The sequence below is a fragment of the Rhodococcus qingshengii JCM 15477 genome (genome assembly GCF_023221595.1).
GTDB classification, from domain to species: domain Bacteria; phylum Actinomycetota; class Actinomycetes; order Mycobacteriales; family Mycobacteriaceae; genus Rhodococcus_F; species Rhodococcus_F qingshengii.
Window position 1 is genome coordinate 1,847,862 of the sequence record NZ_CP096563.1, and the last position, 22,466, is coordinate 1,870,327.

The following is a 22,466-nucleotide window of genomic DNA, read 5'->3' on the forward strand; positions in this document are numbered from 1 at the left end:
CGATTCTGTCAGGCTTTTCAGCGAGTGGCGATTATCTGCTTTCCGCAGCCGGAGCCGTCGACCATTCGTGCCACGGCGACGGCGGTGTCGGCAAGGGGGTGAACGGAGTCGATCACCGGGGTGATGTCACCTGCGTCGATCATCTGCGTCAGGACCTCCAGATCGTCGGCGTTCTCCGAAGCGATGAAGGTGCCCATTTTCTGAGATATGAACGGAGACAAGCACTGTGCGCGTATTTGGCGATCGGTTCCGCCGAGCCACCGTCCGCCGTTCTCGCCGCCGACGATCACCAGCGTTCCGGTGCGTGTGAGCGCCCGTCGAAGATCTCGCAGTCGGCGGTTGCCGCCGGTGTCGATGATGACGTCGTACCGATGCGATCCGTCGGTGGCGTCGTCGACGCGGTAGTCGAGAACCTCGTCGGCACCGATGGAGCGGACGGTATCGGTTTTCGAGGTGCTGCACACGCCGGTGACGTGAGCGCCCATGGCTTTTGCCACCTGCACCGCGTAGATACCGACGCCACCGGATGCGCCGAGTACGAGGACGGATTGGCCCGCCTGCACGCGGCCGTGGTCGCGCACGGCTTGCAACGCTGTGAGGGCGGAGACCGGCACCGCTGCTGCCTGTGCGAACGACAACCGGGCAGGTTTTGCGGCAATCTTCGTCTCGAGTGCGCGTGCGTACTCCGCGAACGAACCGACCGCGATCCCGTACACCTCCTGGCCGACTGCCACGCGGGTCACCGAACTGCCGACGGCCTCGACTCGGCCGGACACGTCCAGTCCGCGAACTCGGTTCCTAGGTCTGCGCAGCCCGAAACCCGCGAGGCGCAACGGATATGGCAGTCCGGCCATGAGATGCCATGCCCCGCGGTCGACGGACGCGGCCTCGACGCGTATCAGCACTTCGTTGTCGGCGACAGTGGGGCGCGGAATGTGGTCGACGTAGAGAACGTCGGCCTCGCCGTAGCGATCCTGTACGACGGCGGTCATCAGTTCCTTCGGCATGCGAGTCTCCGTTCATCGAATGCTTACAGCGTAAGTATTGCACTTACGGTGTAAGTTCTGTCAACGTGGAGAAGCGCGCAAGATTGACCCGAGACGACGTCGTACACGCTGCTGTCGCGCTTGCCGATTCCGTCGGAATCGATTCGATGACCATGCGGAAGCTGGGCACCGAACTGGGCGTCGAAGCGATGTCTCTGTACAACCATGTTTCGGACAAGGGGGATCTGCTCGACGGAATGGTCGATGCGGTCTTCGCGGAGATCGATCTGCCGACGCCGGGACGCCCGTGGCGCACGGAACTTCACGTGCGAGCGGTATCGACAAGGGAAGTGTTGGGGAGGCACCCGTGGGCAACTCCGTTGATGGAGTCCCGAACGACGCCTGGTCCCGCGACCCTGCGCCACCACGATGCCGTCATCGGAACGCTACGCGCCGCCGACTTTCCCGTCGCCCTTGCTGCGCATGCCTTTTCGATCATGGATGCGTACATCTACGGCTTCGTGCTGCAAGAAGTGAGCTTGCCGTTCGAAACAGCGCAGGAAACGACGGAACTGGCGAAGGCGATCATGGGCTCGTTCGAGAGCGGTCAGTATCCGCACCTGGCCGAGTTGACCACCGAGCACGTCCTTGCTCCGGGATACAGCTACGCCGCCGAATTCGCTTTCGGTCTCGATCTGATTCTCGACGGACTCGAACGTCTGCACATCGGGAGCGAACGATGATCTGACGTGAGTACCGGGTTAAAGTCGAGAAAACCGGGTTACCGGTCCAGACTTCAGATGTCCCGAAGAGGAGCTTTCTGTGCGCGCCATGGTGGTTACGGAACTGTCCGGTCCCGAAGGAATTGTCGCGCAGGAGGTTCCCGAGCCCGCAGCCGAAGGTCTTGTTCTCATCGATGTGAAGGCAAGTGGCGTCTGCTTTCCGGACCTGCTCATCACCTACGGCAAGTATCAGATCCGCCCGGAACCGCCGTTCATTCCCGGCGCGGAGATCTCGGGCGTCGTGGTCTCCGCGCCGGAAGGGTCGGGTTTCGCTCCGGGCGATCGTGTTCTCGCGGCCGCGTATCTGGGTGGGTATGCAGAGCGGATTGCCGTCAACCCGGCGCAGGTACTCCGAATTCCGGACGGACTCGCCTTCGACGAGGCGGCTTCGCTGATCATCAACTATCAGACGATGGAGTTCGCGCTCGCTCGTCGCGCGAAGATCGTCGCGGGGGAGACAGTCGTCGTGCTCGGCGCTGCAGGCGGAGTCGGAACGGCAACCATCCAGCTGGCCAAGGCGCACGGTGCCCGGGTGATCGCCGTGGTACGACGCGAGGGCGTCGATGACTTCTTGCGTGAGCTCGGTGCCGACGAGGTGGTCGCGCTGGCTCCGGGATGGGGAGAGCGGATTCGGGAACTGACCGACGGCGTCGGCGCTCAGATCGTGGTGGATCCGGTGGGCGGCGATGCGTTCGACGACGCGGTCCGGGTTCTGGCACCCGAAGGACGACTCGTGGTGATCGGATTCGCCGGCGGCGGTATTCCCGAGATAAAGGTGAACCGGGTGCTGTTTCGCAATATCAGCATTGTCGGCGCGGCATGGGGTGAGTTCACGCGTACCAATCCCGAGGCGGTAGCCGAGATACACGCATCGCTGGTAGAACACGTCCGAAACGGCTTGCGTCCGCTGGTCAAGGCACGGTATCCGCTTGCCGACGCAGCAGTTGCCCTGGCTGATCTCGAAAGCGGCAAAGTTCTCGGAAAGGCCATCTTGCTGCAGGAATGATTCTTCGCAACGTGATGGTGGTCACCAAATAATAAGTTGCAACATGTTTTCATTTGGGCAATAGTTGCAACCGCACTACCATTTGCCAGGTGATCGCTTCCGATTCTGATGACCTGTATGGAGCACTCGACGAGTTGTTCACTCGCCTGATGAGCGCCGGTGATTCGGAGTCGATCGATGCGTTGATCGAACTGGATCTCTCGTTCTCTCAGGTGCGTGTGCTGTTCGTACTTGCACAACGTGATGCGGCGATCCCGATCAACGAGGTTGCCGACGAGCTTCGGCTCTCGGTGGCAGCTACGGGGCGTAACATCGATCAGCTCGTGAACATGGGTCTGGTCGATCGCCGTGAAGACGAGCGGGACCGACGCGTCAAGCGGGTTTCCTTGTCGGAGGCCGGTCGTAAGGTGACGACCAACCACATCGAGTGCAAGCGCGGCCAGCTTCGCGAATTCGCGTCGCGTGTTCCTGAGCCAGAGCGGATTCGTTTGTTCGAGGCTCTCAAGCCCATTCTCGCGGGTGACTATCTGCGAGCACTTAACCAGGAGACTTCGCGATGACATCGCCGAACGCGCCGGCACCGGCGTCCGACAAACTTGACGGGGCGGTCCTCAAGATCGCTTCCGTGGTGGTGCTCGGCGCCATCATGTCGATTCTCGACGTAACCGTGGTGAGCGTCGCGCTCACCACCTTTGCCGAGGACTTCGAAACTTCGTACGCCACCGTCGCGTGGACGATGACGGCCTACACCCTCGCTTTGGCGACGGTCATTCCGGTTACCGGTTGGGCTGCCGACCGTTTCGGCACCAAGCGCCTCTACATGACGGCCCTGGTGCTCTTCGTGCTCGGTTCGGTCGCTTGTGCGATGGCGTGGGACATCACCTCGCTCATCGGCTTCCGCGTGCTCCAGGGTCTCGGCGGCGGCATGTTGATGCCGCTCGGTATGACGATCATGACCCGGGCCGCCGGTCCGGACCGTGTCGGTCGTGTCATGGCAGTTCTCGGTATCCCGATGCTGCTCGGTCCTATCGGCGGCCCGATTCTCGGTGGTTGGCTGATCGAGGCCGCGAGCTGGCACTGGATCTTCCTGATCAACTTGCCGATCGGCATCATCGCTCTGGCTGCTGCGTTCATCATTCTGCCGTCCGACAAGGCGAAGCCTTCGGAGTCCTTCGACTTCCTCGGCATGATCCTGCTGTCGCCCGGCCTGGCGCTGTTCCTGTTCGGTGTGTCGTCCATCCCTGAGGTGGGAACCGTCGCGTCGGCTCGGGTTCTGGTGTCGGCCGGTATCGGTCTGGCGCTGATCATCGCCTTCGTGTTCCACGCGCTCAACAAGGATCACCCGCTGATCGACCTGCACCTGTTCAAGAACCGTCAGTTGACCACCGCCGTCATCACGACGTCGCTGTTCATCGTCGCGTTCATGGGCGCCGGGTTGCTGTTCCCGAGCTACTTCATCCAGGTCGGCGGTCACACCACGCTCGCGGCCGGATTGTTGATGGCTCCGCAGGGTCTGGGCGCTATGGTCACCATGCCGATCGCTGGTCGACTGGTCGACAAGATCGGCCCGGGCAAGATCGTCCTGACCGGTTTGCCGCTGATTCTCATCGGTTTGGGTGTGTTCACACAGGTTGCCTCGGATTCCCCGACGTGGCTGCTGATGGGCGCCTTGTTCGTCATGGGCCTCGGTATGGGTTGCACCATGATGCCGCTGATGACCGCAGCTATCGTGACGCTCTCCAACGAGCAGATCGCTCGCGGCTCCACTCTGATGAACATCGTTCAGCAGACCGCAGGTTCGATCGGTACCGCCGTGATGTCGGTGGTCTTGACCAACCAGCTTCTCGATCGTGGCCTCGATACGACGATGGTCGGTGCGGCCTCGCACATTCCGACCGAGCCGGGAAGTCCGCAGGAGTCTGCTGCGAATTCGATTCTCAGTGCGGCGTCGGACGCTTTCGGCAACACCTTCCTCGTTGCCACTGTGCTGATCGTCCTGACCCTCATCCCGGCGTTCTTCCTGCCGCGGAGCAAGACCACCAGGCCGGTGGCCGAGGGCGAGACGGCAACGCCGATCGTTATGCACTGACCGCTTTTCGGTAGATCGTTCGTCCAGGTGAGGGCGGCACACATCTTGTGTGCCGCCCTCACCTTTTTGCCGTGGAATACAGCTGGATGGTTGAATGTTTGATCAGTTACATGCAAACGCATGGATCTAGTTCGCGGAGGAGCAACCATGCAGTTCGGAATCTTCACGGTCGGTGACGTCACCACTGATCCCACGACGGGGGCGACCCCGACAGAGCACGAGCGCATCAAGGCCATGACGACCATCGCCAAGCACGCCGAGGAAGTCGGTCTCGACGTCTTCGCGACCGGCGAGCATCACAACAAGCCGTTCGTGCCGTCATCTCCGACCACGATGCTCGGATACATCGCGGCCCAGACCGAGAAGATCACGCTCTCCACGTCCACGACGCTGATCACCACCAATGACCCGGTGAAGATCGCCGAGGATTACGCGATGCTTCAACACCTCGCCGAGGGGCGCGTCGATCTGATGATGGGTCGCGGAAACACCGCGCCTGTGTACCCGTGGTTCGGCAAGGACATTCGCGCCGGTATCCCGTTGGCGCTCGAGAACTATCAACTTCTTCGCCGGCTCTGGGACGAGGAGGTCGTGAACTGGCAAGGGGAGTACCGCACTCCACTCCAGGGATTCACGTCCACACCGCGCCCGCTGGACGGCGTCGCGCCGTTCGTGTGGCACGGCTCGATTCGCAGCCCCGAGATCGCGGAGATCGCGGCGTATCACGGCGACGGATTCTTCGCGAACAACATCTTCTGGCCGAAAGAGCACTACATCGAGCTGATCAATCTTTACCGCCGGCGTTACGAGCATTACGGCCACGGGTCCGCGGATCAGGCGATCGTCGGTCTCGGTGGTCAGGTCTTCATGCGCAAGAACAGTCAGGACGCGGTCAAGGAATTCCGTCCGTATTTCGACAATGCTCCGGTGTACGGCCACGGGCCCTCACTCGAAGAGTTCACCGAGCAGACGCCGCTGACCGTCGGTTCCCCTGAACAGGTCATCGAGAAGACGTTGGCGTTTGCCGATTTCTTCGGCGACTACCAGCGCCAGCTGTTCCTGATGGATCACGCCGGGCTGCCGCTCAAGACGGTGCTCGAGCAGCTCGATCTGCTCGGTGAGGAAGTTGTTCCGGTTCTGCGCCGTGAGTTCGCGGCCAGGCGGCCAGCACATGTGCCGGACAACCCGCCCACTCACGCGTCGATGAAGGCGGCTCGTGAGGCAAGCAGTGTCACTGCCTGACGAGCAACCGCCTGAGGTTCCGGTCAGCACCACCGAACTCGCCACCGACGCCTGGGAAGCCTTGTTTCGCGCCCAGGTGTCGGTGATGCGGCGGCTCTCTGCCGATGACGTCTGGGATCAGGTGTCGATGCGCGAGTACGACGTGCTGTTCACGCTGAGTCTTGCGCCGAGTAGTTCCCTTCGCTTGCATGACCTGAATCGGGAGATATTGCTGAGCCAGCCTTCGCTCAGTCGCCTGGTGGAACGGTTGGAGGGCGAAGGTCTGGTAACGAGAAGTGTTGATCCACAGGATCGCCGCGGGACGATCGTGCAACTCACCGAAACGGGTGCAGCGCTGCAGAAATCAGTGGGTCGCCGTCATGCCGCGAGCATCCGCCGCCACGTCGGACCGGCCCTGGACGCGGATGAACTTCGACTGTTGGCCGAATTGTGCACGCGTCTGCGTCTCGCGCAGTCATGACTGGAGGCAGGATGGACGATATGAGCAACCTCGAAGCGCAGCCCGTCGAGCAGGAATGCGAAGGCCATCCGGCGGAGAGCGAGATTCAGATCCTCACCCCGCGCGACGTACCGCTCGGTGGCCCGCGGGCCATGCGAGTGCGACGCACCCTCCCGCAACGCGAGCGTTCGCTGATCGGGGGATGGTGTTTTGCAGATCATTACGGTCCGGATGACGTCGGCTCAGGACCGGGCATGCATGTGCCGCCGCATCCGCATACCGGTTTGCAGACGGTGAGTTGGCTGTTCACCGGAGAGATCGAGCACCGTGACAGCATCGGTTCCCATGCGATGGTGCGGCCGGGTGAACTGAATCTGATGACGGCCGGGAGTGGGATCGCGCACTCCGAGGTGTCGACGCCGAATACGAAGGTTCTGCACGGGATGCAGTTGTGGGTGGCCCTGCCGGATGCGGCGCGCGATACCGCACCCGCGTTCGTTCACTATCGACCGGAGCCGGTGACCACCGATGGTGTCACGCTCAGTGTGTTCCTCGGTTCGCTCGCCGGTGAAACGTCTCCGGTGTCTACCTTCACCGAATTACTCGGTGCCGAGGTGATTCTCGATCCTGGGGCCGAGATCGCCCTCGATGTCGATCGTTCACATGAGCACGGCGTGATCGTCGATCAAGGATCGGTTGTTCTGCGTGGTACCACTGTCGGCTGGGCCGAGTTGGGTTATCAAGCACCGGGTTTCGGAAAACTGACTTTGCGCAATCCGGGATCCGAACCGGCTCGACTGCTACTTCTCGGCGGGAAACCGTTGGGCGAGCAGGTCATCATGTGGTGGAACTTCATGGGCCGTACACACGCAGAGATCGTCGAGTATCGACGCAAGTGGCAGGCCGAGCTTGCCTCCGGATTCGACGGCAGCGTCCCGGACCGGCGTTTCGGCGTCGTGCCGGGATACGACGGTCCGGCGCTCCCGGCACCCGAGTTGCCGAACAGTACGTTGCGGCCCCGAGGCTAGTCGTTGCTCTTGCTGCTACCGGCCGCGAGCGTCGTTTCGATCAGGCTTGTTCGATGTCCTGGTGAGCCTTCGCGAGCATGATGTAGCCGGCGCCGTTGGCGGTGATACCGGCCTTTTCGCCTTCGGAGAGTTCACGTTTGACCTTGGCGGGCACGCCGGCGACCAGTGATCCAGGTGGGATTTGCATCCCCTGAGACACGACGGCGCCGGCTGCAATCAGTGACCCCGAGCCGATGTGTGCGCCGTTGAGCACCACGGCACCCATGCCGACGAGAACGTCGTCTTCGACGGTGCACCCGTGCAGCACTGCGTTGTGGCCGACCGAGATTCGTTCGCCCAGCACTGCGGGGAACGTCGGGTCGGCGTGCACGGTGCAGTTGTCCTGAATGTTGGTGTCAGCGCCGATGGAGATCGATTCTGCGTCGCCGCGGATAACCGCGCCGTACCAGATGCTGGCTCCCGCAGCGATGGTCACCGCGCCGACAACGGTGGCGTTGGGTGCGATGAACGCACTTTCGTCGATCTGCGGGGTGTTACCGAGAACGGTGGCGATGATCGGGTTGGTCATGGTTCTCCTGTGCGTTGGAATGACGTGCTCTGACGGTACCTGGACTACTTCGCTGTGGGTTTTCGATTCATGACGACTGTGCCGACGCCCGCGGTCACCACCAGTGCGATGGCCACGAGTGTGAACGCGTCGAGCGTTTGCCCGATCACGAGGACTCCGGCCAGTGCGGCCGCTGCGGGTTCGAGGGCGATGAGGACGGCAAAGACTTTCTTGGCTAGAGAGCGCAGCGCCCACATTTCCAAGCTGTACGGGATGACGGACGAGAGGACGGCGACGGCTGCGCCTGCGGCGAGCATCGTCGGATCCAGCAGTTCACTTCCTCCCGAGACGACGCCGAAGGGCAGCGTCAATACGGCCGCGACGATGCTTGCGCCTGCCAACCCGTCGGCGCTCGGGAGCGTCGCGGCCAGGTGGGAACCGGCCACGATGTATCCGGCCCACGCAGTAGCGGCGATCAACGCGAACATCACCCCGATCGGGTCCAAGCCGGATTCGCCGTGATCGCCCAACCCGAGCAGCAACACTCCGCCGAAGGCGAGCAGCACCCATGCTCCGTCGGCCCACCGACGAGACAGAACTGCGGCCAGGGTGAGCGGTCCGAGGAACTCGATGGTGACGGCCGTTCCGATGGGCACCGTGTCGAGGGCGAGGTAGAAGGCGCCGTTCATCACGGCGAGGGCGATGCCCAGCGCGAAGATGCCTTTGCGCTGCCGGTTCGACCATCTGCTCCATCGCGGGCGGACGATTACGCCGAGGATGATCGCGGCGATCGTCAGCCGCAGCGTCGTGGCTCCGGCCGGCCCGATCTGCGAGAACAGTGTCGTCGCGAATGCCGCTCCGAACTGGAGCGACAGTATCGACGTGAGGACTGCTCCGACCGGCAGTAGCTGACTGCCGGCCTTCATTCTCCGGTGAACTCGGGACTTCGACGCTCGAGCATCGCGGCGACGGCTTCGTGGTGATCTCGGGTGTGGTGGGCGATCGACTGCATGGCGGCCGAGAGTTCGAGCAAGCTCTCGAGGCTCTGGTGCTGGCCCTCGCGGAGGAGCTTTTTGGTCATGCGGAGTACCTGCGGGGGATTGGCGGCTACTCGAGCTGCCAAAGCGTGCGCAGCGGAAAGCAATTCCTCGGGCTCGGTCACCTGCGAGACCAGACCCCAGTCGAGTGCCTTCGCAGCATCGATCGGTTCACCGGTGAACGCCATCTCGGCCGCGCGGGCGTTGCCGATCGCGCGGGGGAGCAGCCACGCTCCGCCGTCGCCGGGAATGAGTCCTACCTTGACGAAACTCTCGGCGAAGACTGCGGCGGTCGAGGCGATGCGGAGGTCGCACATGAGTGAGAGGTCGCAGCCCGCTCCGATGGCCGGGCCGTTGACCGCCGCGATGGTCGGCACCTCACACGTGTACAGCGCGAGCGGGATGCGTTGGATGCCGTGCCGGTAGCCCTGGCGGATCTCGCCGGGTGCGCCACCGAACATGCCCTCCTTGTCTCGCATGTGCTTGACGTTGCCGCCGGAGGAGAAGGCCGATCCGGCCCCCGTCAGAATGACCGTGCGCACACTCTGATCTCGGTTGACCGCGGTGACTGCGTCTTCGAGGGCCTCGATCATGTCGATCTCGGAGATCGCATTGCGGGTGTCCGGGCGATTGAGGGTCCACGTGACCACATCGCCGGTTCGCGAGATCAGTACGGCGTCGCTCATGGGTGCTCCTGGTTGTCGATGGCAGTTGAGCTCAGTCTCTCACCACAGGATTTCGCAATAACAATCATTCGTGCTTGATTTTTATGGATGTGAGTGTGATGCTGGTCGCATGGCCGAACTTCAGACGTTCATCGATGACTTGCGGGCCGAAGGCGAGAGCCTCGACGCCCTGGTTGCGGATCTGCCCGAGGAGAAATGGGCGACAATGACGCCTGCGGAAGGGTGGACCATCGCACATCAGATCGGGCACCTGCACTGGACGGACAGTGCAGCGATCCTGGCGATCACCGACCCGGACGGGTTCGCGGAGCAGTTGAAGGCGGCGTTCGTGAACCCGGCAGGGTTTGTCGACGACGGTGCTGCCGAACAGGCGGCCCGCCAGCCGGCGGAGTTGCTCGCCGATTGGCGAGCGGGGCGCACCGCTCTCGTCGAGGCGCTCACCGCCGCCCCGGCCGGAACCAAGTTCCCCTGGTACGGCCCGCCCATGGGCGGTGTCTCCATGGCTACCGCGCGACTGATGGAGACGTGGGCGCACGGGCAGGACGTTGCCGACGCACTCGGCGTCGAACGCGCTCCGACGGCGCGCATCAAGAACATCGCTCACCTGGGTGTGCGGACGCGAAACTTCGCGTACTCGGTCAACGAGAAGACGCCGCCCGCCGACGATTTCCGGGTTGAGTTGACCGCGCCGGACGGGTCGCTCTGGACCTGGGGGCCGGAAGATGCGCCGCAGAAGGTCACCGGGCCGGCGTTGGACTTCTGCTTGCTGGTCACCCAGCGTGCCAATCGCGCCGATCTCGATCTGGTCGCCGTGGGTGCCGATGCGGACGAGTGGCTCGGGTTCGCGCAGGCCTTTGCCGGACCCAGCGGTGAGGGACGAGCCGCCGTCGGATCCAGCGGTGAGGGACGAGCATCGAAGGTGGGCAAATGAGTTCGGTACGGATTGGTACCTGCTCCGGGTTCTACGGCGACCGCGTCTCGGCGATGCGCGAGATGCTCGAGGGCGGCGAACTCGACTACCTGACCGGCGACTACCTGGCCGAACTGACGATGTTGATCCTCGGGCGGGATCGGATGAAGGACCCGTCGCTCGGCTACGCGAAGACGTTCCTGCGGCAGGTGGAGGACACGCTCGGCCTTGCGCTCGACAAGGGGGTGAAGATCGTCGCGAATGCAGGCGGTCTCAATCCCGCCGGACTGGCCGACGCGTTGCGCGAGGTCAACACCAAGCTGGGGTTGAACGCGAAGATCGCCCACGTCGAGGGCGACGATTTGATCTCTCGGGCAGACGAACTCGGACTCGGCTCCCCACTGACGGCCAATGCGTACCTCGGCGCCTGGGGCATCGTCGAAGCATTGTCGGCCGACGCCGATGTCGTGGTCACCGGACGGGTCACCGATGCGTCGGTGATCGTCGGTCCGGCCGCTCACCATTTCGGTTGGAAGCGAGATGATTTCGATCAGCTTGCCGGTGCTGTCGCGGCGGGCCACGTCATCGAGTGCGGAACCCAGGCCACCGGCGGCAACTACGCGTTCTTCACAGAGATTCCCAATCTGGGCCGGCCTGGCTTCCCGATCGCCGAGATCAACGCGGACGGAACCTCGGTCATCACCAAGCACGCCGGAACGGACGGCGAGGTGAGCGTCGGCACGGTGACGGCGCAGCTGCTGTACGAGATCACCGGTGGACGCTATGCAGGCCCGGACGTGACGACCCGCATCGACAACGCAGTGCTCACCCAGGAAGGCCCGGACCGGGTGTTGATCAGCGGCGTCACGGGCGAGGCTCCGCCGCCGCAGTACAAGGTCTCCCTGAACACGCTGGCCGGGTTCCGTAACGAGGCCACCTTCATCCTCACGGGTCTCGACATCGAGGCCAAGGCCGATCTGGCGAAGACTCAGCTCGAATCCTGGCTGACGAAGAAGCCCGCCGAACTGGTCTGGACTCTCGCTCGCACGGATCATCCGGATTCCGACACCGAGGAAACCGCGAGTGCGTTGCTGCGCTGCGTGGTTCGCGATTCCGACCCCAAGGTGATCGGTCGCCCTTTCTCCGCGGTTGCGGTGGAAATGGCACTTGCCAGCTACCCCGGCTTCTCGCTGACGGCTCCGCCGAGCAACGGCCAACCGTACGGAGTGTTCACCCCCGGCTACGTCGACGCGGGATCGGTGCCGCACGTGGCCGTACTGCCGGACGGCACGCGCGTGGACATCGCTCCGTCCACGTTGACGCAGGACCTCGAACCCGTCGGCGAACCGGAGCGTCCGGAGCCGTTGCCGCCACAGACGTCGCTTTCAGTACCACTCGGCACGATCGCCGGTGCCCGTAGCGGCGACAAGGGCGGAAATGCCAACGTCGGCGTCTGGGTTCGCACGGACGATCAGTGGAAGTGGTTGGCGCACACACTGACCGTCGAGATGCTCAAGGAACTGCTACCGGAAGCAGCAGACCTGAACGTCACTCGCTACCAGCTTCCGCACCTTCGTGCCGTCAACTTCGTGATCGAGGGAATTCTCGGTCAGGGTGTCGCCTCGCAGGCGCGGTTCGATCCGCAGGCCAAGGGAATTGGTGAATGGCTGCGTTCGCGCCACATCGACATCCCGATTTCGCTACTCCCCGTAACTGACGAGAAAGAGGATTCACGGTGACCGTGTGGACCACACCGGAAAGGCTTGCGCTTCGCGAGACCGTACGCGGATTCGTGAACCAGGAGATTCTGCCGCATCTGACGCAGTGGGAGCGAGACGGCGAGATTCCGCGCGAATTGCACCGCAAGGCAGGCGCTCTCGGACTCCTCGGGGCCAGCGCACCCGAATCGGCCGGTGGTGAGGGCGGCGACGCCGTCGACTCCATCGTGATCTGTGAGGAGATGCATCAGGCAGGTGCGTCGGGCGGGCTGTTCGCATCGCTCTTCACCTGCGGCATCGCGGTGCCGCACCTGATCGCGGCCGGCGACGAGGCGCAGATCGAGAAGTGGGTCAAGCCGACCCTGCGCGGCGACAAGATCGGCTCGCTCGCCATCACCGAGCCCGGCGGAGGCAGCGACGTCGGGCACCTGACAACTACAGCCAAGCGCGACGGCGATCATTACGTCGTGAACGGCGCCAAGACGTTCATCACCTCCGGCGTTCGAGCGGACTTCGTCGTTACAGCGGTGCGCACCGGTGGTCCCGGCGCGGGTGGTGTATCACTGCTCGTGATCGAGAAGGGCACACCGGGATTCACCGTCTCGCGCAAACTCGAGAAGATGGGCTGGCGCGCATCCGATACCGCGGAACTCTCCTTTGTCGACGCCCGGGTTCCGGTGGAGAATCTGGTCGGTGCAGAGAACAGCGGCTTCGCGCAGATCGCCCAGGCATTTGTCTCCGAGCGGGTAGCGCTCGCCGCGCAGGCGTATGCCAGTGCAGAACGTTGCCTGGAGCTGACGCTCGAATGGTGCCGCGCCCGTGAGACTTTCGGTCGCCCCCTGATCAGTCGGCAGGCCGTCCAGAACACCGTCACCGAGATGGCCCGCAAGATCGACGTCGCCAAGGTGTACACGCACTCGGTGATCGAGCGGTACATGGCCGGTGACGGCGATCTGATCGCCGAGGTGTGCTTTGCGAAGAACACGGCAGTCGAGACGGGCGAATGGGTTGCGAACCAAGCTGTTCAGCTGTTCGGCGGCCTCGGATACATGCAGGAAAGCGAAGTGGAGAGGCAGTACCGGGACATGCGAATTCTGGGAATCGGTGGCGGAACCACCGAAATCCTCACCGGCCTCGCGGCCAAGCGATTGGGGTATCAGTCATGAGTGTCATCCGGTCAACACTGGACACCAATTCCGAGGTGTACAAGACCGCAACATCGACCATGAACACCAAGCTCGCCGAGATCGAGGTCGAGCACGCCAAGGCGTTGGCGGGTGGCGGCGAGAAGTACACCGAGCGGCACCACAAGCGGGGAAAGCTCCTGGCACGCGAGCGGATCGAACTCCTGCTCGATCAGGATTCACCGTTCCTCGAACTGTGTCCCCTCGCTGCGTGGGGGAGTGACTTCCCGGTCGGCGCCAGCACCGTGGTCGGTATCGGCGTCGTCGAAGGTGTCGAATGCCTGATCGTCGCCAACGATCCCACCGTGCGCGGCGGCGCCAGCAACCCGTGGACGCTGCGTAAGGGTTTCCGCGCCAACGACATCGCCATGCAGAACCGACTCCCGGTGATCTCCCTCGTAGAGTCCGGCGGCGCAGACTTGCCGACGCAGAAAGAGGTGTTCATCCCGGGCGGGCGTATGTTCCGTGACCTCACTCAGCTGTCCGCAGCCGGAATCCCCACCATTGCACTGGTCTTCGGTAACTCGACGGCCGGCGGTGCGTACATCCCGGGCATGTCCGACCACGTCGTGATGATCAAGGAACGCTCCAAGGTGTTCCTCGCAGGCCCGCCGCTGGTCAAGATGGCCACCGGTGAGGAATCCGACGACGAGGCACTCGGCGGCGCCGAAATGCACGCTCGCAAGTCCGGGTTGGCCGACTACTTCGCCGCCGACGAGCAGGACGCGATCCGCATCGGGCGCTCGATCGTCAAGCGGCTCAACTGGACCAAGAAGGGGCCGGCGCCGCGCGCGGAGATCATCGAACCGCTCGAGGATCCGGAAGAGTTGCTCGGCATCGTTCCGGCCGACCTGAAGATCCCGTTCGATCCGCGTGAGGTCATCGCCCGTATCGTCGACGGTTCCGACTTCGACGAGTTCAAGCCGCTCTACGGTTCCTCCCTCGTGACCGGGTGGGCAGAGCTCAACGGCTACCCGATCGGCATCCTGGCGAACGCACGTGGAGTGCTCTTCAGTGAGGAATCACAGAAGGCCACGCAGTTCATCCAGCTCGCCAATCGTTCCAACACGCCGTTGCTGTTCCTGCACAACACCACCGGCTACATGGTGGGTAAGGAATACGAGGAGGGCGGCATGATCAAGCACGGATCGATGATGATCAATGCGGTTGCCAACTCCAAAGTTCCGCACATCTCGATCCTGCTCGGAGCGTCGTACGGCGCCGGTCACTACGGCATGTGCGGACGGGCGTTCGATCCGCGATTCCTCTTTGCCTGGCCCAGTTCCAAGTCCGCCGTCATGGGCGGTGCGCAGCTCGCCGGCGTCATCTCCATCGTGGGACGCGCTGCTGCCGAGGCGCGCGGCCAGGTCTTCGACGAGCAGGCCGACGCCGGCATGCGCGCGATGATCGAGAACCAGATCGAGGCCGAGTCACTTCCGATGTTCCTGTCGGGTCGTCTGTACGACGACGGCGTCATCGATCCCCGAGACACCCGCACCGTGGTGGGAATGTGCCTGTCGGCCATCGCCACCGCCCCGATCGAAGGCACCGAGAACTTCGGCGTCTTCCGTATGTGAGGCACGCCGTGACAATCACTTCAGTACTGGTCGCCAATCGTGGCGAAATCGCCCGCCGTGTCTTTGCAACCTGCCGCAAGAACGGAATCGGCACGGTCGCGGTATTTTCCGACGCAGATGCCGACAGCCCGCACGTCGCCGAAGCCGATGCTTCGGTTCGCCTACCGGGTAACACGCCTGCCGAGACCTACTTGCGGGGTGAGCTCGTCATCGCCGCCGCCAAGGCTTCGGGCGCCGACGCGATTCACCCCGGATACGGATTCCTCTCCGAGAACGCGGAGTTCGCGCGCAGCGTCATCGACGCGGGACTGACGTGGATCGGCCCGCCCGTCGAATCCATCGAGCTCATGGGGTCGAAGGTCGAGTCCAAGAAGATCATGGACGCCGCCGGAGTGCCGGTGCTCTCCGAACTCGATCCCGCCGCGGTGACCGAGGCTCATCTGCCGGTGCTGATCAAGGCGTCGGCGGGCGGCGGCGGACGCGGAATGCGTGTCGTTCGTGAATTGTCGGCGCTGGACGGCGAACTGGAAGCGGCGCGGCGTGAGGCGCAGTCCGCTTTCGGCGACCCGACAGTCTTCTGTGAGCGTTACCTCGAGACCGGTCGGCACATCGAGGTTCAGGTCATGGCCGACCGCCACGGTGCGGTGTGGGCGGTGGGGGAGCGCGAGTGCTCGATCCAGCGTCGGCATCAGAAGGTGGTCGAAGAGGCCCCGTCGCCGCTCGTGCAACGCATCCCCGCCATGCGCGACAAGCTGTTCGACGCCTCGCGGCTCGCAGCCAACGCCATCGGTTACGAGGGGGCAGGAACCGTTGAATTCCTGGCTGACGAAAAAGGCGACTTCTTCTTCCTGGAAATGAACACGCGTTTGCAGGTGGAGCATCCGGTCACCGAGTGCACCACTGGACTCGATCTGGTGGAACTGCAATTGCAGGTCGCTTCAGGTGAAGCACTTCCGGACGATCAGCCGGAGATCCGTGGGCATTCGATCGAAGTGCGCCTGTACGCCGAGGACCCCGCCAAGAACTGGCAGCCGCAGAGCGGAACCGTCCACCACATCGAGTTGCCCGGTGACCCGCAAGAATTCAGTGTTCTGCGTGAGCAGGGCGTTCGCCTCGACTCCGGCGTCGTCGACGGCAGTGTTGTCGGCGTCCACTACGACCCGATGTTGGCCAAGGTCATCTCGTACGCGCCGACGCGGACCGCAGCTGCCCGGCTGCTCGCATCGACGCTGGCGCGCACCAGGATTCACGGGCTGCGCACCAACCGCGACCTGCTCGTCAACGTCCTGGCCCACCCCGCCTTCATTGCCGGAGACACCGACACTGCCTTCTTCGAGACTCACGACCTCGAGAAGCTGTCTACGCCCTTGGCCGATACCGACGCCGAAAGACTCTCGGCGCTGGCGGCGGCACTTGCCGATGCCGCGCACAACCGGGCGTCGGCCCGCGTCATCGGCCGCTTGCCCAGCGGGTGGCGCAACCTCCCGTCGCAGCCGCAGAGCAAGAGCTATTCCACTGCGTCGGGCGACTACGACGTCCGCTACTCCCTGAGCCGAAGCGGCGTGCTGAGTGCAGAAGGCTTCGACGACGTGCGCCTGGTATCGGCAACTGCGACCCGGGTAGTGCTCGAGCAGAGCGGAGTACAGCGCTCGTTCGACGTTGCGGCCTACGGGAGTGAGATTTTTGTCGACTCCTCGCTCGGACCCGTCGCGTTGACGGCAGCACCGCGCTTCGTGGATCCGTCGGCAGAAGTCGCCGCCGGTTCGTTGCTCGCTCCGATGCCGGGATCGGTCATCCGCCTCGGTGCCGCACTCGGTGACACCGTCACCGCCGGCCAGCCGATTCTGTGGCTGGAGGCCATGAAGATGGAACACACCGTCACCGCGCCGACTGCCGGTGTCCTGGTGGAACTTCCGGTCGCCGTCGGCCAGCAGGTCGAGGTCGGATCGGTACTCGCACGTGTGGAAGAACCCGCTACAGAAGAGGAAGCATGATGAGTTTCATCGAAACCGAAGAGCAGAAGGAACTGCGGGCATCCGTTTCCAAACTGGGTGAGCGCTTCAACTACGTCGACTACGTGCTGCCCAAGGCGCGAAAGGGGGAGCCGCTCACCGAATTGTGGAACGAGGCGGGCAAACTCGGATTCCTGGGCGTCAACCTGCCGGAGGAATACGGCGGCGGCGGTGCAGGCATCTACGAACTCGCGCTGGTGCAGGAGGAATTGGCGGCGCAGGGTGCCGGTCTGCTCCTGGTTGTCGTATCCCCGGCCATCTGCGGCACCATCATCGGCAAGTACGGCACGGCGGAGCAGAAGCAGCAGTGGCTACCCAGCCTCGCCGACGGCTCCAAGATCATGGCGTTCGGAATCACCGAGGCCGACGCTGGTTCCAACTCTCATCAGATCACCACGACGGCACGCAGGGATGGCGACGACTGGATCCTGAGCGGCAACAAGATCTACATCTCGGGTGTCGATCAGGCTGACGCGGTCCTCGTCGTTGCGCGGACCGAGGACTCCAAGACGGGCAAGCTCAAGCCCGCTCTGTTCATCGTCCCCACGGATTCTCCCGGATTCGTGAAGACGCAGATGGAGATGGACATCATCGAACCGGACCACCAGTTCATCCTCTTCCTCGACGACGTCCGTCTGCCGGCCGACGCTCTGGTCGGCGAAGCCGATGCCGCCCTGATGCAGTTGTTCGCCGGCCTCAACCCCGAGCGCATCCTGGGTGCGTCGATGGCCATCGGCATGGGCCGTTACGCCCTGAACGCCGCAGTGAAGTTCGCCAACGAGCGCACGGTGTGGAAGACGCCGATCGGTGCGCACCAAGGCATTTCGCATCCACTCGCGCAGGTGAAGATCGAACTCGAGCTCGCCAAGCTGATGATGCAGAAGGCCGCGGTGCTCTACGACAGCGGTGACGATTTCGGTGCTGCCGAAGCCGCGAACATGGCCAAGTACGCCGCCGCCGAAGCCAGCATCAAGGCGCTCGATCAGGCGATCCAGACGCATGGCGGCGCAGGACTGACGAAGGAATACGGACTGGCCGCCATGCTCGGTGCGGCTCGTATCGCCCGTGTCGCGCCGGTGAGCCGCGAGATGATCCTCAACTTCGTCTCACAGCATTCCCTCGGTCTGCCACGGTCCTACTAGGAAGAGGCGACTCATGACGGATCAGGACAAGCCATACGTACGGTACGAAGTATCGGGCGGTGCTGCCACGATCACTCTCGACTCACCCCACAACCGCAACGCGATTTCGACGCGGTTGGTCACGGAGTTGCAGGCTGGGTTGACGTCGGCTGCCGCCGATCCGGCAGTTCGAGCGGTGGTACTCACCCACACCGGTGGAACATTCTGTGCGGGAGCCGATCTCAGTGAGGCCTCCGGTTCGTCCGCATCACCGGAGGACGCCGTCAAGGAGCGAGGACGGGGGATGCTGACACTCTTGCGCAGCATTCTCGAGCTTCCCAAGCCGGTGATCGGGCGGATCGACGGTCACGTCCGGGCCGGAGGCATGGGTCTTGTCGGGGCGTGCGACATCGTCGTCGCCGGACCGGCGAGCACCTTCGCGGTGACGGAATCACGGTTGGGTTTGGCAGCGTCCATCATTTCGCTCACGGTCCTACCGAGGCTCGACCAGCGATCTGCGAGCCGCTATCTGCTCACCGGCGAGAAGTTCGGCCAGCACGAGGCCGAATCCATCGGACTCGTCACCTCCGCGTCGCAGGACACGGAGGAGTCGATCACCGAACTGCTCGGCACCTTGCGCCAATGTTCACCGCAGGGACTTGCCGAATCGAAGTGGATCACGACGCGTTCGGTCCTGGCTGGATTCGACCGGGACGGCGAGGAGATGATCGCGCAGTCGGCTCGGCTGTTTTCCTCTGACGAGGCTCGTGAGGGCATGATGTCTTTCTTGCAGAAGCGTCCAGCGGCCTGGGCGCAGTAGAAACTGCGCAGCTGGGACACAGAAGCGCTGGAACACAGAAGTAGAAGGGATGGCGGCGCGATGACTCGAGAGCCCAAGCAGGACCGAAGTCGAGTCACGCGCTCCCACCTGCTCGAAGTGACTGTGGAGTGTCTCGCCGAACTCGGGTGGAGCGCAACGACGATGAGCGTCGTCGCGCAGCGTGCCGGGGTGTCCAGAGGCGCCATGCAGCATCACTTCCCGACCCGCGAGGACCTCATCACCGCGGCGCTCGAGGTGATGTTCGACGCCCGGATGGATCAGGCACGAAAGGAATCGACCGACCTTCCGGTGGGTGCCGGACGAACCGAGGCGATCATTTCGCGGTTGGTGGAGTACTACACCGGGACTCTGTTCAAAGCAGCACTGCAGGTGTGGACGGCCGCTGCCTCCGACCCCGACCTGCGTGCCCGCGTACTGCCCCTCGAGGAACGATTCGGGCGCATCGCGCACCGCATGGCCGTCGAGAGTCTGGGTGTCGACGACTCCGACCCGGTGACGCACCGCTTGGTACAGGCGACCCTGGACCTGGCCCGCGGGCTGGGGCTGGCTGATGTCTTGACAGACGACTCGCGCCGACGCACCGAGGTGGTCAAACAGTGGGCGGCGCAATTGGATTCCACACTTGTTCGGGTACCGGTGGCAACTCCCTGAATCGGTAGCGGCGGGGCCGGCGCCGGTGCTCTCGACGCGCACGTGGCGTGTGTCGGGGGCCACCGAGAAGTACAGTCGGCTCCATGGCCGCACGCACTCTCACTTCGATCGGGACTTCGGTATTGGTCTCGGCTGCCGTGCTCTCGGCCGTGGTCGGCTGCAGCTCCGGCGACGGGTCCGTCGATCAGCCGGGCGACGGTGCGGGTTCGCAGGCACTCGCACCTACGGATCCGGGCCCGATGTTCGCCGAATGCGGCTCGGTGACCGACGAGGAAGTTGTCAACGCCTTCAATCTCGGCACTTTTGCGACGACGACGCGCAACGGCGTCGGTTGCCAGTGGGAAGTCGCCGGTTCGAACGGTCCGAGCGTCAGTTTCTCCTGGTACCGCGGTAGCCCGATCGGCCGCGAACGGGCCGGGTCCGACCTGCTCGGACGTCCTGCCGACGACATCACGATCGGTGGACACCAGGGCTTCATCGCGTCCACGGCAGGTTCGTTGTGCGAGTTGGGTATCGCGTTCGGCGGAGACTTCGTGCACTGGTCGATCACCTACGGTTTGCTGCCACCGACCGCGGATCCATGCACGGTGGCGCGGGATCTGATGGAAAAAACAGTTTCGAGGGCACAGTGAAGTTCGAGGGCGCCGTGAAGCGCATAAGGATCGGACTCGCCTTGGCGGGGTCGCTGGTTCTGCTGACAGGCTGCGGCTCGGTGGTCACCGGGACTCCCCGTGCGGAGGGCAGCTACGGCGGTAGTGACAGCCAGGAATTCGCGAACGTCCTCCAAGAATGCGAAGCCGTCACCGACGAGCAGATCGCCGGTGCCGTGGGTGCCGACGCCGTCGGGCGTGGGTTCTTCGGCGCTATCTGCCGTTGGGACGGCATCGGGACCGCGGGTCCGATCAAGATCACCTTCAACTGGTTCGAGACGGGCACCCTCGATCACGAGCGCGCTGCATTCGAGCACCTGGGATACGTGGTGGCGAAAATCGACATCAACGGCAGTGGCGGGTACCAGGTTCGCCAGCCGGCCGATCCGCAGAGCTGCGGGGTGAGCGCGAGCGCACCGGCCGGGGGAGTGTTCGGTTGGTGGGTCACCGAGCCGCAAGGCGGCGCGGATCCGTGCGAGGCTGCGGCAAAGCTCGGCGCGTTGACGTTGAACCGCAGCATCTGATCGCGACCGGTCCGGCTGCGTGGTCTGAGTGTGCAGCCAGAGTGTCTGGTCAGAGCGTGAGGTCACTATCACCGTGGCCTCGCTTTGACCTCGTGGCGCGCCGACAGGTATCGTTATGGGTCGTGTCCGGCATGCCCGGGCCGATCTGTGTGCCTAGCTAGGTATTGCCGTGCGCGCGTTCGAGCAGAAACTGCTGATGAACGAGCATCCGGCTGCCTGTGTGGGGGTATGCGACACGCCCGACCTCGGGGGCAGTGCGCGGCATGAAAGTGCTGAGTACAGACTCTGAGGTGGGTGAGGAGCAGCAGCTCTCTTGCTCCAACTGCTAGATCCCTAATTTCAGAACAGCCACGTTTTCGAACGGCCCGAGTTCGCTCGAGCAGTCTGTTCGTCACAAGAAAGCCGGTAAATGCCAACCATCAACCAGCTGGTCCGCAAGGGTCGCCGCGACAAGACCGCCAAGGTCAAGACGGCAGCCCTCAAGGGCAGCCCGCAGCGTCGTGGCGTGTGCACTCGCGTGTACACCACCACCCCCAAGAAGCCGAACTCCGCGCTCCGTAAGGTCGCACGTGTTCGCCTCACGACTTCGGTCGAGGTCACCGCGTACATCCCCGGTGAAGGTCACAACCTTCAGGAGCACTCCATGGTGCTCGTCCGTGGCGGTCGTGTGAAGGACCTCCCGGGTGTCCGTTACAAGATCATCCGCGGCTCCCTCGACACCCAGGGTGTCAAGGGTCGCAAGCAGGCACGCAGCCGCTACGGCGCCAAGAAGGAGAAGAGCTAATGCCACGTAAGGGCCCCGCTCCGAAGCGCCCGCTCATCAACGACCCGGTTTACGGTTCCCCGTTGGTGACGCAGCTCGTCAACAAGATCCTGCTGGACGGCAAGAAGTCCACCGCAGAGCGAATCGTGTACCAGGCTCTCGAGCAGGCACGCGAGAAGACCGGCACCGATCCGGTCGTCACCCTCAAGCGCGCCCTGGACAACGTCAAGCCTGCACTCGAGGTTCGTAGCCGCCGCGTCGGTGGCGCTACCTACCAGGTGCCGGTCGAGGTTCGCCCCGGTCGTTCCACCACGCTGGCACTGCGCTGGCTGGTCACCTTCTCGCGTGCACGTCGTGAGAAGACCATGGTCGAGCGTCTCGCCAACGAGCTCCTCGATGCCAGCAATGGCCTCGGTGCAGCTGTGAAGCGTCGCGAAGACACTCACAAGATGGCCGAAGCCAACAAGGCATTCGCCCACTACCGCTGGTGATGTAAAGCGTCGGAGCAACTGCCATCGGGTGGGGCTCCGACGCTTGTCGCCGTTGGCGGCCTGATCATCGCGACCGATTCCGGACGCAGGTGGCCAGGTTCGCCTCGGCAGAGACATAATTGAAAGACCATGGCCCTGACGGTGGAACACACCGATAAGGCCGACACCCGAAAACCAAGCAA

General features: G+C 63.6%; 23 protein-coding genes. 19 read left to right on the forward strand and 4 right to left on the reverse strand.

Annotated elements, in window-relative coordinates; translation table 11 throughout:
• Positions 1-17 precede the first annotated feature (17 nt).
• Positions 18-1,007, reverse strand: a complete 990-nt coding sequence (locus tag M0639_RS08635; protein ID WP_007728421.1) for an NAD(P)-dependent alcohol dehydrogenase — start codon at positions 1,005-1,007, stop codon at positions 18-20.
• A 65-nt stretch (positions 1,008-1,072) separates the two neighbouring features.
• On the opposite strand from M0639_RS08635, the gene M0639_RS08640 reads away from it, so the two are divergent.
• The 7 genes from M0639_RS08640 to M0639_RS08670 all read left to right on the forward strand — a co-directional run bounded on the left by M0639_RS08640 (position 1,073) and on the right by M0639_RS08670 (position 7,572).
• On the forward strand, positions 1,073-1,729 hold the full coding sequence (locus M0639_RS08640; protein WP_003941871.1) for a TetR/AcrR family transcriptional regulator: 657 nt from the start codon (positions 1,073-1,075) through the stop codon (positions 1,727-1,729).
• Between the two features lie 79 nt (positions 1,730-1,808).
• A complete protein-coding gene (locus tag M0639_RS08645; RefSeq protein WP_064074184.1) occupies positions 1,809-2,774 on the forward strand; it encodes an NADPH:quinone oxidoreductase family protein in 966 nt (321 codons plus the stop codon).
• 89 nt (positions 2,775-2,863) lie between these two features.
• Entirely contained in the window at positions 2,864-3,334 is a 471-nt protein-coding gene (locus tag M0639_RS08650) for a MarR family winged helix-turn-helix transcriptional regulator (RefSeq protein WP_003941890.1), read from the forward strand.
• Positions 3,331-4,863, forward strand: a complete 1,533-nt coding sequence (locus M0639_RS08655; RefSeq protein ID WP_003942006.1) for a DHA2 family efflux MFS transporter permease subunit — start codon at positions 3,331-3,333, stop codon at positions 4,861-4,863. The genes M0639_RS08650 and M0639_RS08655 overlap by 4 nt, the downstream gene beginning before the upstream one ends.
• Before the next feature lie 147 nt (positions 4,864-5,010).
• Positions 5,011-6,105 (forward strand): LLM class flavin-dependent oxidoreductase, encoded by a 1,095-nt coding sequence (locus M0639_RS08660; protein ID WP_007728412.1) that lies wholly within the window; start codon positions 5,011-5,013, stop codon positions 6,103-6,105.
• On the forward strand, positions 6,092-6,565 hold the full coding sequence (locus tag M0639_RS08665) for a MarR family winged helix-turn-helix transcriptional regulator (RefSeq protein ID WP_007728410.1): 474 nt from the start codon (positions 6,092-6,094) through the stop codon (positions 6,563-6,565). Before M0639_RS08660 ends, M0639_RS08665 begins: the two co-directional genes overlap by 14 nt.
• A gap of 20 nt (positions 6,566-6,585) precedes the next feature.
• Positions 6,586-7,572: a pirin family protein gene (locus M0639_RS08670; RefSeq protein ID WP_058038176.1), complete on the forward strand. Its 987-nt coding sequence runs from the start codon at positions 6,586-6,588 to the stop codon at positions 7,570-7,572.
• Between the two features lie 40 nt (positions 7,573-7,612).
• On the opposite strand, the gene M0639_RS08675 is transcribed toward M0639_RS08670, so the two are convergent.
• Genes M0639_RS08675 through M0639_RS08685 form a run of 3 tightly spaced genes read right to left on the reverse strand, consistent with a single transcriptional unit; the run spans position 7,613 to position 9,842 of the window.
• Positions 7,613-8,140, reverse strand: a complete 528-nt coding sequence (locus M0639_RS08675; protein ID WP_003941993.1) for a gamma carbonic anhydrase family protein — start codon at positions 8,138-8,140, stop codon at positions 7,613-7,615.
• A 44-nt stretch (positions 8,141-8,184) separates the two neighbouring features.
• Positions 8,185-9,045, reverse strand: coding sequence for an EamA family transporter (locus M0639_RS08680; RefSeq protein WP_042453112.1), 861 nt, complete (start codon positions 9,043-9,045; stop codon positions 8,185-8,187).
• Entirely contained in the window at positions 9,042-9,842 is an 801-nt protein-coding gene (locus M0639_RS08685) for a crotonase/enoyl-CoA hydratase family protein (protein ID WP_047268912.1), read from the reverse strand. The genes M0639_RS08680 and M0639_RS08685 overlap by 4 nt, the downstream gene beginning before the upstream one ends.
• A 109-nt stretch (positions 9,843-9,951) precedes the next feature.
• Here M0639_RS08685 and M0639_RS08690 point away from each other — a divergent pair, with 109 nt between their 5' ends.
• The 12 genes from M0639_RS08690 to rpsG all read left to right on the forward strand — a co-directional run bounded on the left by M0639_RS08690 (position 9,952) and on the right by rpsG (position 22,284).
• Positions 9,952-10,773, forward strand: coding sequence for a TIGR03084 family metal-binding protein (locus M0639_RS08690; protein ID WP_003941918.1), 822 nt, complete (start codon positions 9,952-9,954; stop codon positions 10,771-10,773).
• Complete coding sequence (locus M0639_RS08695; RefSeq protein ID WP_064074183.1) at positions 10,770-12,491, forward strand: acyclic terpene utilization AtuA family protein; 1,722 nt, start codon at positions 10,770-10,772, stop codon at positions 12,489-12,491. The genes M0639_RS08690 and M0639_RS08695 overlap by 4 nt, the downstream gene beginning before the upstream one ends.
• Entirely contained in the window at positions 12,488-13,636 is a 1,149-nt protein-coding gene (locus M0639_RS08700; RefSeq protein ID WP_007728404.1) for an acyl-CoA dehydrogenase family protein, read from the forward strand. The genes M0639_RS08695 and M0639_RS08700 overlap by 4 nt, the downstream gene beginning before the upstream one ends.
• Positions 13,633-15,231, forward strand: a complete 1,599-nt coding sequence (locus M0639_RS08705) for an acyl-CoA carboxylase subunit beta (protein ID WP_064074182.1) — start codon at positions 13,633-13,635, stop codon at positions 15,229-15,231. Before M0639_RS08700 ends, M0639_RS08705 begins: the two co-directional genes overlap by 4 nt.
• Before the next feature lie 8 nt (positions 15,232-15,239).
• Positions 15,240-17,225, forward strand: a complete 1,986-nt coding sequence (locus M0639_RS08710) for an acetyl/propionyl/methylcrotonyl-CoA carboxylase subunit alpha (RefSeq protein ID WP_050656406.1) — start codon at positions 15,240-15,242, stop codon at positions 17,223-17,225.
• Positions 17,225-18,385 (forward strand): acyl-CoA dehydrogenase family protein, encoded by a 1,161-nt coding sequence (locus M0639_RS08715; protein ID WP_003942033.1) that lies wholly within the window; start codon positions 17,225-17,227, stop codon positions 18,383-18,385. The genes M0639_RS08710 and M0639_RS08715 overlap by 1 nt, the downstream gene beginning before the upstream one ends.
• A gap of 13 nt (positions 18,386-18,398) precedes the next feature.
• On the forward strand, positions 18,399-19,184 hold the full coding sequence (locus M0639_RS08720; RefSeq protein WP_007728400.1) for an enoyl-CoA hydratase family protein: 786 nt from the start codon (positions 18,399-18,401) through the stop codon (positions 19,182-19,184).
• A gap of 60 nt (positions 19,185-19,244) precedes the next feature.
• Positions 19,245-19,856 carry a TetR/AcrR family transcriptional regulator gene (locus M0639_RS08725; RefSeq protein ID WP_003942008.1) on the forward strand — a complete coding sequence of 204 codons (612 nt, stop codon included), beginning with the start codon at positions 19,245-19,247 and terminating at the stop codon, positions 19,854-19,856.
• An 83-nt stretch (positions 19,857-19,939) separates the two neighbouring features.
• Complete coding sequence (locus M0639_RS08730) at positions 19,940-20,488, forward strand: DUF3558 domain-containing protein (RefSeq protein ID WP_047268916.1); 549 nt, start codon at positions 19,940-19,942, stop codon at positions 20,486-20,488.
• On the forward strand, positions 20,485-21,030 hold the full coding sequence (locus tag M0639_RS08735) for a DUF3558 domain-containing protein (RefSeq protein ID WP_064074181.1): 546 nt from the start codon (positions 20,485-20,487) through the stop codon (positions 21,028-21,030). The genes M0639_RS08730 and M0639_RS08735 overlap by 4 nt, the downstream gene beginning before the upstream one ends.
• Positions 21,031-21,439: 409 nt before the next feature.
• Positions 21,440-21,814 carry a 30S ribosomal protein S12 gene (gene rpsL, locus M0639_RS08740; RefSeq protein WP_003941908.1) on the forward strand — a complete coding sequence of 125 codons (375 nt, stop codon included), beginning with the start codon at positions 21,440-21,442 and terminating at the stop codon, positions 21,812-21,814.
• Positions 21,814-22,284 (forward strand): 30S ribosomal protein S7, encoded by a 471-nt coding sequence (gene rpsG / locus M0639_RS08745; RefSeq protein ID WP_003941856.1) that lies wholly within the window; start codon positions 21,814-21,816, stop codon positions 22,282-22,284. Before rpsL ends, rpsG begins: the two co-directional genes overlap by 1 nt.
• The last annotated feature ends 182 nt before the right edge of the window (positions 22,285-22,466 follow it).